Raw genomic sequence first — 12,478 nt, 5'->3', positions numbered from 1 at the left:
GACGGCCCGCCCACCGGCCGTTCATCGATGGGTGCGCGTCCCGATCCATCGTGCGAGAGCCAACGGATCGGGGCCCTCGCCATGCGCGGTGCGCACTTCCCGGTGCACGGCGACAACCAGCTCGGGGTGGCTCAGCAGCGTCGTCCTGGCCGGGCCGTCCGGTAGGCCGAGCGCGAGACCTGCCCACGCCTCGATGTCCTCCGGGTCCGCTTCCAGCCGGTCCTGGAAGCCGCGCAGCGCGGCCTCGGTGTCCCCCGCGGCCCAGTCGAGGTCGGCCTGGTCCGGGGCCCCGTCGCCCGGTGGGATCCCCGCTTCCCCACCCTCGTGCAGCCGGGCGAACCCCGCCGGGTCCCTCAGCCGGTGCCGGGCGAGCGCCGGGCGCGCCAGTGCCCCGGGACGGGTCGGCACGACCGAGGTCGCGGGCAGCTCCCGCGGAGGGTCGGTCCGCTCGCGCCATGCCCTCGCCCACTGCGCGGTCCGCTCAGGGTCGCTCGACAGGTGGCGCATGCGGTGGACGAGCCGGTGATCGTCAATCAGGTCGGACGCCAGGCGCTTCGGCACGGAGGGCACCCGCTGCGCGAGCCATAAGGCCAGCCGGTCCTCCAACCGGTGGAGGAACTCCGCGCCCCTGGGAGTCAGTTCGGCGTGCGCGAGGAGCGTGCGCAACCCCGAGGCGGTCTGTGCCCGCCGCAGCGCGAACTCGAACGCGGCGCTCTCCCGAGCCGGTCCGGGCTCGGCGCGCCGCACTCGGTCCCACCAGAATCCGGTCACGCCCATGAACGCGTACACCCCCTGGAGGAGCCCGCGCAGCGGTCGCGGGTCCAGCCGCCAGGGCGCGTAGTGGATCTCCTCCAGGCCCCCTTCGATCAGGGGCACCAGGTCCATCAGGGCGCTGAGTTTGATGTGCTGGGCCTCGTGCACCAGCGCCGCGGCGAGGGTCAGCGGGTCCGTGGCCCCGTTGAGCAGCACACAGCCGTATGCCTCGGGCGATGAGGCGCTGAACGGTTCGGGCCAGGAGAGATACGGCACCGGCACCACGGAGGACAGGGAAGCACCGATTCCCCTCGGATCCACATTGGACTGTTGGCAGACCAGCCGCCAGGCGCCGTCGAATCGTTCCTGCCAGTCCTCCCGTTCCTCGTCGGTGAGGCGCTCCGGGGGTCTGATGCGGAAAAAGTCGCGATAGGGATCAATGTCGTCGACAAAGGGTGAGCAGACAATCCCCAGATGTTCTCCGCTCAGCCGCCGCAGACCGTGCCAACCCGGAGCCTCCGCAGAGAAATCGGCGGGCGGTGTCACCGAATGCGGACCGCATAACACGGTCGCCTTTCCCTCGGCCACGACGACTTCGGCGATTTCGGCCCCGTCCGGAATGCGGGCGATTCCCAGAGCGGGCAGCATCACCCCGCCGTCGCCTACCGGGACGGTGATGCGGAAGTCGATTCCGGCGAGAAGAGCGGCCGAGGCGGCTGTGGCATGCAGATAGCCCACCGCACTCCACAGCGGGCCATCCCCCGATTCCAGACCGCGCAGCCTGCGCAGACAGCGGTTGAGCCACACCCCTACCGGAGGGTGCAGCAGCAGGGTCTCCACAGCGGCCGGGGAATGGCGCTCGGCCCGGACCAGCAGTTGCCAGGCATCCCGGGACGGAGGAAGGGGGCCGGGCAGGGCGGGGTGCTCGGACGCGATGTCCACCAAGGCGCGCAGCAGCAGCATGGCCCGGCTGCGCTGTCCCGATCTCAGCTCGGCCACGGCCGACGGACCACCCGAACCCCGCGCCAACTCGGTGAAACACTCCGCCGATAAACGATGGGCGCCACTCCGAACACCGGAGGACGTCACAGTGACCCTCAACTCAGCACTGGTTCGTAGCCGAGGAGTTACCGGCGACCGTCGGCGGGGACTGGACGATGTCCAGCAGCCGCTCGGTCACCGCGGAAAGCCCCTCGTGCCGCTCGAGGTCTTCGAGTGTCGCCCCCGAAAGGTCCAGTAGCTCCGTCTCGACCTCGGTCGCGACTCGCTCCATGACACGGTCCCCCTCCGGACGCTCCCTACCGGCTCATTTGCGGCATCCCCATGGTGGCCTACCCCCTATTGATTGCGAAAGGGTGAACACGGCCAGTCGGCGCCCGCCTTGTCAAGATTTTCGGACACGTCGGTGCGCCGGGGAACGCCCCGATATGCCGGTGTCATCCACCCGTTCCGGACCGCATCGCCTCGACCTCGAAGACACCTCCGCACGCCCGGAACGACCGCGCCGAGATCTTCATCGCGTCGAAGGAATCCGGCGGATAGACGCGAATCCGCGCGGCGGCGCGCCGGCACGGGGTGTCGGTCATGCCCTCGTTCAGCGTGTGCAGGGCGGCGGAGGCGCTGCCGCCCGGCGGCAGGGTGATCGGGGAGTGTGTGGGGCCGCGCCGGGTGGCGGGGGCGCCGATCGCCGCGTCGGTGGAATCGAGCAGCGAGACACCGGGATATCCGGTGAGAGTGCAGGTCGTGGCGCCCTTGTTGGTGAACACCAGGGGCAGATACACATTGCCGGCGCCCACATCCACCCGGCCGGCCGCCAGCGTCAACTGCGCCTTGGAGCAGACGCGGCGCGCACCGGAGGCGGCGGCGGGCTGCGAGGAGGACGCGTGCGAGGGGGCGGGGTGCGCCGAGGGCGGAGGGGACTGCGCGGTGTGCGAGGCGGGCCGCTCGTTCCGTGAGCCTTCGGATGTGCCGGCGGAGTCGGCCGAAGGGGAGGAGGGTGGTGCGGCCGAGGAGGCGGAGGTGACGGACGAGGCGCGCTGTGCGGAGTCCCCGTCCCCGGTGTCGCTGCCGCACGCGGTGACCGTGGCCAGCGCGCCGACCAGCAGCGCGCATAAGACCGGTGGCCGGAGCGAGCGGGACCGCGATGTCGTCGTACGCCGAGCAGTCGAGCCGTTGCGTTGACTCATGAGCGACCTCCCGAGGTCAGCCGTCTGCCGGGGACCGCCGCGAGGTCGGGTGCCCCGATGCCTCCTGTGCGTCCCCCTTCGGTCTCCCTTCCCCTCCTGAAGGCTCTTATGTCCGGGCACATTGAGCGCATCAGCGCGCCAATTCCTCACATGGGATTCTCCACCGCAAACATCAGAACGTCTTGTCCCAGCCAGAACCGTGGGATTACTGTTCGGCAGCCATCGCAGTTGCCAACTGCCTTATCAGGACAGGAAGAAGGACTCCATGGCCGCTCGAGGACGTCATCGCCGGCCCCGGCCCCACCGGGTCTCCCGCGCCTCGCTCGCGATCACCGCGGGCGGCGCCGGCGTCGCCCTGCCGCTCATCGGCGTCAGCCAGGCGAACGCCGCCTCAGCCGCCACACCCTCCTCGCCCGCCCCGGCCGTCACCGCCGTCACCGCCGTCACGCACTCCACGGCGCAGCCGCTCCTCATCGTCCCGAAGGCCGTGCCCGAGCCCCCGGCCAAGGCTCAGCCTCAGGCCGGTTCGTACACAGTCGTCCACGGTGACACCCTCTCCGCGATAGCGGACACCGAGAACGTGGCGGGCGGCTGGGAGCGCCTCTACGAGATCAACCGCCAGGTGATCGGCGCGGACCCGGATGTGATCCGCCCGGGCCAGCGGCTCACCCTCCAGCGCCCCTGAACGGGCACGCGTCCGGACAGCGGAGACGGGGACGCGCGCATACGTACATGAGCCTCCGCCGCGGTGGACCACCGCGGCGGACGGCCCTGTGCCTCAACGGGCCTCAGATCAACAAATGTGCCTTGGAGTGGGTGACTTCCTCGATGTCGCCACCTGCCTTGCCGATCAGCCGGTGCGCCAGATTGGTCAGTGCCCGCGCCGCCGCGATCTCCTCGCCGACCCTCGGCTGTGACGGGTCCTCGGGGTTGCGGTTGGCACGGCCCTGAGCCAGCATCTCCGTGCCGTCGTGCATCCTCAGCCGGACGACCGCCTCGGTCAGCGGACCGATCTCACGGAATTCCATCTGAATGTCGCATCCCACGATCGTCTCCATCGCGATCACCTCCTGCGTCACTTTCCAGGATGCGCCTCACCCGTCTCTCCAGTCGACCGGGACAGCAAGTCCACCACCTCGTCGTCCGTGGTCTGGGAGAAGTCCTCGTACCACTCCCCCACCGCCGCGAAGTCCGAGGGGGTGGAGAGGGCCACCACCTCGTCCGCGTCCTCGCGCAGCGTGGTGACCGCGTCCGGCGGCGCCACCGGCACGGCGAGGACCACCCGGGCGGCTCCCTGGGCCCGTGCGACCCGGCAGGCGGCCTGGGCCGTGGCACCGGTCGCGATGCCGTCGTCCACGACGATCACGGTCCGGCCCTCGACCGGGACCCGCGAGCGGCCCCGGCGGAACCGCCGCGCCTTGCGGGCCAGCTCCTCCCGCTCGGTCCGCTCCACCTCGGCGAGGTCCTCCTGGCCGGCCCGGCTCATCCGGACGATCGCCTCATGGACGACCCGTACATCGCCCTCGCCGATGGCGCCGAACCCCAGCTCCCGGTGGAAGGGGACGCCGAGCTTACGGACGATGATCACGTCCAGGGGCGCATGGAGCGTCCGGGCCACCTCGAAGGCCACCGGCACCCCGCCCCGCGGCAGCCCGAGCACGACCGGTTCGGCGTCGCCCAAAGGGCGCAGCGCCTCGCCGAGGCGCCGCCCGGCGTCCACCCGGTCGGTGAAGATCATGGACTCACCCCCGCTGCTCAGGACTCTTCTGCGAAGCAAGCCGACAGTTACGAATCAAGCCGACGATGCGCCCGTCCGCAAACCGGCGGCCCCCGGCCGACGCCCAGGGCTCGCGAATGCCGCGGACTCCGGCACCCTGGAGGTATGGAGAACGCCACAGGCCCGGGCGAGTCCGGATACCCCGTCTTCGTCGAGTCATTCGACGCCGACAGCCGCTACCGGCGGGTGCGGCTGCGCGGCCTGGGCTGCGAACCACTCGAACCGGAGGAGTTCGAACCGCGCGTCCGGCAGGTCTTCCCCGATATCGACCTCGACGACCCGGCCCAGGTCCACTGGGAGGACCGGCCCGGGCAGTGGCCGCCCTGGCATCCGGGCGAGGCATGACCGTCCTGGTCGGCACCTCGGGATGGCAGTACCGGGACTGGCGCGGCGATCTCTACCCGGAGGGCTGTCCGCAGCGTTTGTGGCTCGAGGAGTACACCCACGCCTTCGACACGGTGGAGAGCAATAACGCCTTCTACCGGCTGCCCTCGTACGACCAGTTCGCCACCTGGCGGGAGCGTCTCCCCGAGGGCTTCGTGATGGCGCTCAAGGCGAGCCGGTACCTCACCCACATCAAGCGGCTGCGCGATCCGGACGAGCCGGTGGCGCGGCTGATGTCCCATGCGGCCGGGCTCGGCGACCGGCTCGGCCCCGTGCTGCTGCAGCTACCGCCCACCCTGCGGGCCGACGGCGAGCTGCTGGACCGCTGCCTGCGCTGCTTCCCCTCGGGCACGCGGGTGGCCGTCGAACCGCGGCACACCTCCTGGTGGACCGAGGAGATCCGCGCGGTGCTGGAGCGCCGCGCGGCCGCGCTGTGCTGGGCCGACTCCGGCTCCCGCCCGGTCACCCCGCTGTGGCGGACCACCGGGTGGGGGTATGTGCGCTTCCACGGCGGCCTCGCCCGGCCCGCCCCGCACTACGGGCGCCAGGCGCTGGACACCTGGGCGCGGCGGATCCGGGACACCTGGCCGGCCGAGGCGCGGGTCTACGCGTACTTCAACAACGACACGGGCGGGGCGGCGGTGCACGACGCGGCCGTCTTCGCCCGCGCCGTGGCCCGCGCGGGCCGCCCGGTCAGCGCCGCACCCGCGCGGTGAAGCCGGTGCCCGCCGGGCTCACTCCTTCACCGCCCCGCCCAGCATGCCCTCGATGAACCGGCGCTGCAGCGCCACGTAGACCACGACCACCGGCAGGGCGATGAGCACCGAGGCCGCCGCGAGGAGCGCCGCCTCGGAGCTGTGCTGGCCCTGGAAGAAGGCGAGGCCGAGGGGGACCGTGCGATGGGCCTCGTCGCTGACCATCACCAGGGCCATCAGGAACTCGTTCCAGGTCCACATGAAGGTGATCACGACCATGGTGGAGATCGCCGGGCGGCCCATCGGGACCAGGACGCGCCACAGCGTGGTCCAGGTGTTCGCCCCGTCGATCCGGGCCGCCTCGATCACCGACCGTGCGCTGCCGCGGAAGTACGTGCGCATCCAGAAGACCCCGAAGGCCAGCGACTGCGCGGTCTGCGGCAGGATCAACGCCCAGTAGCTGTCGGTGAGTCGGGCGTAGCGCAGATCGAAGTAGAGCGGGACGACCAGCGCCTCCTGGGGCAGGGTCAGCCCGATCACGAAGAGGTGGAACAGCACCGTGGAGCCGGGGAAGCGCATCACCCCGAAGGCGTAGGCGGCGAGGACGGCCAGCACCGTGGTGGCGGCCACCACGACCGCGGTGACCAGAACCGAGTTCCCCAGATAGGTGCCGAAGTGGCCACGGCTCCAGGCGTCGGCGAAGTTGCTCCAGTGCAGACCGCCCTTCGGCAGCGAGAAGCCGGTGTCCAGGGAGTTCTGCGAGCCGAAGGCCGTGGAGAGGATGCCGATCACGGGGGTGAGCGCGATGACGGTGAACAGGGCGAGGATGCCGTAGGTGACCGTGCGTTCCAGGCGTGTCGTCATGCCCGCCGCCCTTCCACGAGCCGGGAGACCGTGACGGTCAGGACGAAGATCAGGACCGTGAGGGCCACGCCGACGGCGGCGGCCGAGCCGACCTGGTTGGTCTCGAAGGCCCGGTGGTAGACCTCGTAGGCGGGTACGGAGGTGGCGTTTCCGGGGCCGCCGCTGGTGGTGATGTAGATCAGGTCGAAGTTGCGCAGCCCGGCCACGATGGTCAGGGTCAGCGCCACCGCGATCTGCGGCCGCAGGCCGGGCAGGGTGACGGTGAGGAACTCGCGCAGCGGCCCGGCGCCGTCCAGCCGCGCCGCCTCGTACAGCTCGCGCGGGATGCGCTGGGCCCCGGCGAGGAAGAGGACCATGCACAGCCCGGTGCCGACCCAGGTGCCGACGACGCCGACGGCGGGCAGCGCCCAGGTGTAGTCGCCGAGCCAGGGGCGGGCGAGGCCGCCGAGGCCGACCGCGCGGAGGGCGTCGTTGAGCAACCCGTCGGGGGCGAGGATCGAGCGCCAGGCCACGCCGACCACGATCAGCGCCAGGACCTGCGGCAGGAACAGGACCGTACGGAAGAAGGTCATCCCCCGGATCCGGGCCCGGGACATCAGGGCGGCCAGCAGCAGCCCGATGGCCACCGGCAGGGCCGCGTAGAAGACGAGCAGCAGCAGCGCGTGGAGGAAGGGGGCGCGCAGGCTCGCATCGCTGAACAGCGCGCGGTAGTTGTCGAATCCGGCGGGGGTGGCGACCGTCAGCCCGTCCCAGTGCTGAGACGACAGCCACACCGACTGCCCGAAGGGATAGAGCAGGAAGGCGGCGTACACGATCAGCGCGGGCAGGATGTACACATAGCCGATGGCGCGCGGCTCTCCGGGCGCCCGGCGGCGGTAGGCCCTGGTCAGAACGGTGGCCTTCATCGGGTCCCCGCCGGTGCGGGCGTGGCCTCGTGCTGCTCGCGCTGCTTCTCCATGAACGCGCCGTAGTCCTTCTGCAGGGTCGCGGCGAAGGTGTCCGGGGAGGTCTTGCGGCTGATCACACCCTGGAGGGCGGCCGAGAGCGTGTCGTAGAAGCTGGGCGTGGAGTAGTCCAGGTACGGGACGAGTCCGTCGGCGGCGCTCAGCCGCTTCCAGCCGGCGATCATCTGGCCGTCGGCGCTGTCCGGGCTCGTCTCGGCCGCGGCCTTGGCCGGTACGGCGGGCAGCACTCCGTGCCGGGTCATGACGTCGGCGGCGTGGGCGTCGGTGAGGAAGTCCAGATAGGCGGCGGCCACCTCGGGGTGGCGGGAGCGGGAGGTGATGGACCAGGCGAGACCCTGGCCGCCGGTGGTGACGGGGTCGCCGCCGGCCTTGGCGGGCGGGGGCGGCATGATGCCCAGCTTGCCGCCCATGGACTTCTTGAGGTCGGCCAGCTGCCAGGTGCCGGTCAGCAGATACGCGCCGTCGCCGGAGGCGAACTTCTTGGCCGCGTCGTCGTAGCCGAGGCCGTTGGCACCGCCCGGCAGATAGCCGCGCTTCATCCAGTCGGCGAGGGTCGCCGCGGCGCCCTTGGTGGCGGCGTTGTCGAAGCCGTCGCCGCGGCCGAGGACGGTGTCGCGGGCGTCGGCGGCGCCGAGCTGGTCGTGCAGCACCCCGAAGGTGTGGATGGCCGGGTACTTGTCGAGGTTGCCGAACTGGACCGGCAGCTCGCCGCGGTCCTTGAGCCGGGCCAGGCCGTCGGTGAACTCGCCCCAGGTGCGCGGGGGCTGGAGCCCGGCCCGCCGCAGCAGGTCCTTGTTGTAGTAGAGGCCGATGTACTCGCCGGTCTGGGAGATGCCGTAGAGCCGCCCCCTGCCGAAGTCGTCGCCGTCGGCGGAGACCCGGTTGAGGTTGAGAAGGGTGCCGGGGTAGCGGGTGTTCCAGTCGTAGATCCCGGCGTAGTTGTCGAGCGGGGTGAGCAGCCCGGCCCGGACGAAGGCCACCATGTCCGGGTAGCCCTGGTTGGCCTGGATGACATCGGGTGGATTGTTGCCGGAGACGGCCAGCTTCAGGGTGGTCTTCAGATCGGTGAAGCTCCGGGCGACCCGCTTGATCCGCACATTGGGGTACTTCTTCTCGAACTCCCGGTTCAGCTGCTGTATCTCGCCGTTGGTCCCACCGCGTATCTCCTGGTCCCACACGGTCAGCGTGGTCTTTCCGGCCTTGGCCGGATCGGGTATCGCGGTGGCCGCGCCGGTCCCGGCACCGGCGGCCCCCGAGCCGTCGGTGCCGGGGACACACCCCGCCGCGAGCAGGACGACGCCGACGGCGAGCGCGGCCGGGACGGCTCTGCCACGCGGCCGGCGCGCCCGGGTACGGGCCAGTTCCATGGGGTTCTCCTCGATGCGGTGGTCAGGAGTGTCAGGACCGTTGGGCACTGTCATGCACCCGGAAGCCGATGGTGGGCAGGGCCCGCAGCCGTGGGCAGTCGCGCACCCGGTCCGGTATCAGCTCGCCCAGGAAGGCGTAGCGGCGGGCGAGTTCGGCCGCGTCCGCCCCGCCGCCGGCCGGCCGGCGCGCGCGGTTCCACCAGGCGGCCACCTCCGACCAGCCGGGCGCGGCCAGGGAGCCGCCGAAGTGCTGGACGGAGAGGGCGGCGGTGAGGTTGGCGAAGGCGAGCCGGTCGGCGAGCGGCCAGCCCGCGAGCGTTCCGGTCATGAATCCGGCCACGAAGACATCGCCCGCCCCGGTCGGGTCCAGCGCGTCCACGGGCAGCCCGGGCACCTCGGCGCTCTCCCCGGTGAGCGAGTCGATGGCCACGGCGCCCTCGGCGCCGCGGGTGACGACCGCGATCGGCACCCGCTCCGCCAGAGCGCGCACCGCCCGCTCGGGGCTGTCGGTGCGGGTGTAGCGCTGGGCCTCGGCCGCGTTGGGCAGGAAGGCGTGGGCGTAGGGCAGGTCGAGGAGCGCGGCGGGGTCCCAGCGGCCGGATTCGTCCCAGCCGACATCGGCGAAGATCTTGCTGCCCTGGGCGTGCGCCTGGCGCACCCAGTCCTCCTGGCGCCCCGGTTCGAAGGCGGTCACACAGGCGCGGGAGCGGGGCGGCGTGCCCTGGGCGGCGGGCGGCGGGGCCGGGTGCTCATGGGTGACCATGGTGCGCTCGCCCTCGTACGCCATGGAGACGGTGACCGGGGAGTGCCAGCCGGGGACGCGCCGGGAGTGGGTCAGGTCCACCCCTTCGCCGCGGGCGAGGCTCTCCCAGCAGTAGTCGCCGTAGACATCGGTGCCGAAGGCCGCGGCGAGCGTGGTGTGCAGTCCCAGCCGGGCCAGGGCGGTGGCCATGTTGGCGATGCCGCCGGGGCTCGATCCCATGCCGCGCGCCCAGGACTCGGTGCCGCGGACGGGGGCGTGGTCGAGCCCGGTGAAGATGATGTCCAGGAACACGGTGCCGGTGAGGTAGACGTCGTGCTCGGGGTCCGCGGAGGCGCGCAGCGCCGCGAGCGGGTCGATCGGCTGGATCGGATCGGGTGTTGCGGCCGTGGTGCTCACCGACGTGCCTTTCCTTGTGCGGCATGGCGTGTTGACGCCGATGTGGCGTGAGCGACACCTTGCACCTCACCCGGGGTGAATGCAAGAGGTCGATCAGAGTCGCGCATACTCGCTCATCTGGAGTACGTTGCCACCATGCTGCGAGAGACCCGCCACGAGAAGCTGCTGAGCATCCTCGGCGAGGAGGGCGTGCTGCCTATCGGGGAGATCGCCACGCGTCTGGGCATCAGCGAGGCCACCGCCCGCCGGGACCTCACCGAGCTGGGCCGGGCGGGCCGGCTCACCCGGGTCTACGGCGGCGCGGTGGCGGCACCCACCGAGGACGAGGAGCGCCCGTTCGGCGAGGTGGCGGTCGACGACCTGGCCGACAAGGAAGCCGTCGCCCGCGCCGCCGCGGAGCTGGTCGCGGACGGCGATGTGCTGCTGCTGGACATCGGCACCACCACCCTCCAGCTCGCCAAGCTGCTGCGTGGCCGTCCGGTCACCGTGGTGACCAGCAACCTCGCGGTCTACGACGAGCTGCGCGACGACCCGAAGGTGACCCTGATCCTGCTGGGCGGGCAGGTGCGCTCGAACTACCGCTCCCTGGTCGGCTTTCTCACCGAGTCCAACCTCCGCCAGCTGCGGGTGGGCCGGCTCTTCCTCGGCGCGAGCGGGGTCCTCCCCGACGGCAGCGTGCTGGACAGCACCCATGTGGAGGTGCCGGTCAAACGGGCCATGCTCGGCGCGACCCGGGAGGTGGTGCTGCTCGCCACCGCGGGAAAGTTCCCCGGTGACACCGGCCTCGCCCGGATCTGCGGACCGGAGCGGATCGACACCCTGATCACCAACAAGACATCCGACCCGGCGACGCTCGCCGTATTCCGCGAGGCCGATGTGGAGGTAGTGACCGTATGAGGCTGACTGTGCTGGGCGGCGGCGGGTTCCGTATGCCCCTGGTGTACCGGGCCCTGCTCGATGACACCGGGGACGAGGCCGGGCGCTGCACCGAGCTGGTGCTGTACGACACCGACCCGCACCGGCTGGACGCCATCCGCGCGGTCCTGGCCGAACAGGCCCAGGGCCGCCCCACCGCCCCCGCGGTCCGGGCCACCACCGATCTCGACGAGGCGCTGCGCGGCGCCGACTTCGTCTTCTCGGCCATCCGCGTGGGCGGTCTGGAAGGCCGGGCGAACGACGAGCGGATTCCGCTCGGCGAAGGGGTGCTGGGGCAGGAGACCGTGGGCGCGGGCGGGGTGCTCTACGGGCTGCGCACGCTCCCGGTGGCGCTGCGGATCGCGGAGCGGATCGCCACCGTGGCCCCGGACGCGTGGGTCATCAACTTCACCAATCCCGCGGGCATGGTCACCGAGGCGATGCAGCGGGTGCTCGGCGACCGGGTGATCGGCATCTGCGACTCCCCGGTCGGCCTGTGCCGCCGCGCCGCGCGGGCGGTCGGGGCCGATCCGGACCGGGCCGTCTACGACTATGTGGGCCTCAACCATCTGGGCTGGCTGCGGCGGGTGGTGGTGGACGGCCGGGACCGGCTGCCTCAGCTGCTCGGCGACACCGCCGCCCTGGAGTCGTTCGAGGAGGGCAAGCTCTTCGGCGCCGAGTGGCTGCGGGCGCTCGGCGCGCTGCCCAACGAGTATCTGCACTACTACTACTTCAACCGGGAGGCGGTGGCCTCGATCCGCCGATCCCCCGCCACCCGTGGGGAGTTCCTCCGCGACCAGCAGGCCCGGTTCTACGAGACGGCGGGCTCGGGGGCGCCCGGGGCGCTCACGGCGTGGGAGCGCACCCGGCTGGAGCGCGAGGCCACGTATATGGCCGAGAGCCGCGAGGCCACCGGCGGCTGGGAGCGCGACTCCTGCGATCTGGACGGCGGCGGCTACGACCGGATCGCGCTCGCCATCATGCGGGCCATCGCCCGCGATGAGCGCGCCACGCTGATCCTCAACGTGCGCAACCGTACGGCGGTCCCCGGGCTGGACGAGGACGCCGTGGTGGAGGTCCCCTGCCTGGTGGACGCGGGCGGGGCGCGGCCGCTGGCGACCGGCGCGGTGGCGCCGGACCAGCTCGGCCTGATGCTGTCGCTCAAGGCCGTGGAGCGCTCGGCCATCGAGGCGGCCACGACCGAAGCGGGCAGCGATTCGGGCATCGCCCGTGGCGCGGCCCTGCGGGCCCTGGCACTCCACCCCTTGGTGGACTCGGTCAAGGTCGCGGGCCGGATTCTGGATGCCTCCGGGGCGCTCGCCCGCTCCTAGCACATGTCCGTTCGGGCATTCCCCAGTATCTGGAGGCGCCCGGTCGGGCTCCGTTCACGCCCTCTTTCAGCAAACGGGCGAG

13 protein-coding genes and 1 pseudogene are annotated in these 12,478 nt (G+C 71.7%); 5 read left to right on the top strand and 9 right to left on the bottom strand.

Features of this window, described 5'->3' with window-relative positions; genetic code table 11:
- Positions 1 to 21: 21 nt before the first annotated feature.
- From AS97_RS39725 to AS97_RS48750, 3 genes are all read right to left on the bottom strand, one after another.
- Positions 22 to 1,752, bottom strand: coding sequence for an HEXXH motif domain-containing protein (locus AS97_RS39725; RefSeq protein ID WP_247204631.1), 1,731 nt, complete (start codon positions 1,750 to 1,752; stop codon positions 22 to 24).
- A gap of 103 nt (positions 1,753 to 1,855) precedes the next feature.
- A complete protein-coding gene (locus AS97_RS39720; RefSeq protein WP_185929665.1) occupies positions 1,856 to 2,026 on the bottom strand; it encodes a hypothetical protein in 171 nt (56 codons plus the stop codon).
- A gap of 163 nt (positions 2,027 to 2,189) precedes the next feature.
- Complete coding sequence (locus AS97_RS48750; protein WP_059146067.1) at positions 2,190 to 2,939, bottom strand: DUF4232 domain-containing protein; 750 nt, start codon at positions 2,937 to 2,939, stop codon at positions 2,190 to 2,192.
- Between the two features lie 265 nt (positions 2,940 to 3,204).
- On the opposite strand from AS97_RS48750, the gene AS97_RS48745 reads away from it, so the two are divergent.
- The gene (locus AS97_RS48745; protein ID WP_059146068.1) at positions 3,205 to 3,624 is read left to right on the top strand and encodes a LysM peptidoglycan-binding domain-containing protein; all 420 of its coding nucleotides are present in this window, start codon (positions 3,205 to 3,207) and stop codon (positions 3,622 to 3,624) included.
- 103 nt (positions 3,625 to 3,727) lie between these two features.
- On the opposite strand, the gene AS97_RS39705 is transcribed toward AS97_RS48745, so the two are convergent.
- Positions 3,728 to 3,997 carry a DUF1876 domain-containing protein gene (locus AS97_RS39705; RefSeq protein ID WP_059146202.1) on the bottom strand — a complete coding sequence of 90 codons (270 nt, stop codon included), beginning with the start codon at positions 3,995 to 3,997 and terminating at the stop codon, positions 3,728 to 3,730.
- Between the two features lie 53 nt (positions 3,998 to 4,050).
- Positions 4,051 to 4,677 (bottom strand): annotated as a pseudogene (locus AS97_RS39700) (phosphoribosyltransferase family protein); the annotation flags it as partial.
- A gap of 144 nt (positions 4,678 to 4,821) precedes the next feature.
- Here AS97_RS39700 and AS97_RS39695 point away from each other — a divergent pair.
- Both AS97_RS39695 and AS97_RS39690 read left to right on the top strand, forming a co-directional pair.
- Positions 4,822 to 5,061, top strand: a complete 240-nt coding sequence (locus AS97_RS39695; RefSeq protein WP_059146070.1) for a hypothetical protein — start codon at positions 4,822 to 4,824, stop codon at positions 5,059 to 5,061.
- Positions 5,058 to 5,816, top strand: a complete 759-nt coding sequence (locus tag AS97_RS39690; RefSeq protein ID WP_059146203.1) for a DUF72 domain-containing protein — start codon at positions 5,058 to 5,060, stop codon at positions 5,814 to 5,816. Before AS97_RS39695 ends, AS97_RS39690 begins: the two co-directional genes overlap by 4 nt.
- Positions 5,817 to 5,834: 18 nt before the next feature.
- Here AS97_RS39690 and AS97_RS39685 read toward each other — a convergent pair whose 3' ends face one another.
- From AS97_RS39685 to AS97_RS39670, 4 genes are read right to left on the bottom strand one after another with little or no spacing between them, the layout of a single operon-like run.
- Complete coding sequence (locus tag AS97_RS39685) at positions 5,835 to 6,659, bottom strand: carbohydrate ABC transporter permease (protein WP_059146071.1); 825 nt, start codon at positions 6,657 to 6,659, stop codon at positions 5,835 to 5,837.
- Complete coding sequence (locus AS97_RS39680; RefSeq protein WP_125755527.1) at positions 6,656 to 7,564, bottom strand: sugar ABC transporter permease; 909 nt, start codon at positions 7,562 to 7,564, stop codon at positions 6,656 to 6,658. Before AS97_RS39680 ends, AS97_RS39685 begins: the two co-directional genes overlap by 4 nt.
- Positions 7,561 to 8,991: an extracellular solute-binding protein gene (locus tag AS97_RS39675; protein ID WP_125755535.1), complete on the bottom strand. Its 1,431-nt coding sequence runs from the start codon at positions 8,989 to 8,991 to the stop codon at positions 7,561 to 7,563. The genes AS97_RS39680 and AS97_RS39675 overlap by 4 nt, the downstream gene beginning before the upstream one ends.
- A 31-nt stretch (positions 8,992 to 9,022) precedes the next feature.
- Positions 9,023 to 10,150 (bottom strand): carbohydrate kinase family protein, encoded by a 1,128-nt coding sequence (locus AS97_RS39670; protein ID WP_086705907.1) that lies wholly within the window; start codon positions 10,148 to 10,150, stop codon positions 9,023 to 9,025.
- A gap of 135 nt (positions 10,151 to 10,285) precedes the next feature.
- Between AS97_RS39670 and AS97_RS39665 the strand changes: the two genes are divergently transcribed.
- Positions 10,286 to 11,047 (top strand): DeoR/GlpR family DNA-binding transcription regulator, encoded by a 762-nt coding sequence (locus tag AS97_RS39665; protein ID WP_059146075.1) that lies wholly within the window; start codon positions 10,286 to 10,288, stop codon positions 11,045 to 11,047.
- Positions 11,044 to 12,396: a 6-phospho-beta-glucosidase gene (locus AS97_RS39660; protein ID WP_059146076.1), complete on the top strand. Its 1,353-nt coding sequence runs from the start codon at positions 11,044 to 11,046 to the stop codon at positions 12,394 to 12,396. Before AS97_RS39665 ends, AS97_RS39660 begins: the two co-directional genes overlap by 4 nt.
- The last annotated feature ends 82 nt before the right edge of the window (positions 12,397 to 12,478 follow it).

It is taken from the genome of Streptomyces sp. AgN23 (assembly GCF_001598115.1).
Lineage (GTDB): Bacteria > Actinomycetota > Actinomycetes > Streptomycetales > Streptomycetaceae > Streptomyces > Streptomyces antimycoticus.
The sequence above is the reverse complement of the archived record's forward strand: the minus strand, read 5'-3'. Positions and strand labels throughout refer to the sequence as shown.

Excerpts from the sequence above, each read along its gene's own strand:
- AS97_RS39660 (WP_059146076.1), top strand. The coding sequence starts at position 11,044 with ATGAGGCTGACTGTGCTGGGCGGCGGCGGGTTCCGTATGCCCCTGGTG.
- AS97_RS48750 (WP_059146067.1), bottom strand. The coding sequence starts at position 2,939 with ATGAGTCAACGCAACGGCTCGACTGCTCGGCGTACGACGACATCGCGG.
- AS97_RS39705 (WP_059146202.1), bottom strand. The coding sequence starts at position 3,997 with ATGGAGACGATCGTGGGATGCGACATTCAGATGGAATTCCGTGAGATC.
- AS97_RS39680 (WP_125755527.1), bottom strand. The coding sequence starts at position 7,564 with ATGAAGGCCACCGTTCTGACCAGGGCCTACCGCCGCCGGGCGCCCGGA.
- AS97_RS39675 (WP_125755535.1), bottom strand. The coding sequence starts at position 8,991 with ATGGAACTGGCCCGTACCCGGGCGCGCCGGCCGCGTGGCAGAGCCGTC.
- AS97_RS39720 (WP_185929665.1), bottom strand. The coding sequence starts at position 2,026 with ATGGAGCGAGTCGCGACCGAGGTCGAGACGGAGCTACTGGACCTTTCG.
- AS97_RS39685 (WP_059146071.1), bottom strand. The coding sequence starts at position 6,659 with ATGACGACACGCCTGGAACGCACGGTCACCTACGGCATCCTCGCCCTG.
- AS97_RS39695 (WP_059146070.1), top strand. The coding sequence starts at position 4,822 with ATGGAGAACGCCACAGGCCCGGGCGAGTCCGGATACCCCGTCTTCGTC.
- AS97_RS39690 (WP_059146203.1), top strand. The coding sequence starts at position 5,058 with ATGACCGTCCTGGTCGGCACCTCGGGATGGCAGTACCGGGACTGGCGC.
- AS97_RS39665 (WP_059146075.1), top strand. The coding sequence starts at position 10,286 with ATGCTGCGAGAGACCCGCCACGAGAAGCTGCTGAGCATCCTCGGCGAG.
- AS97_RS48745 (WP_059146068.1), top strand. The coding sequence starts at position 3,205 with ATGGCCGCTCGAGGACGTCATCGCCGGCCCCGGCCCCACCGGGTCTCC.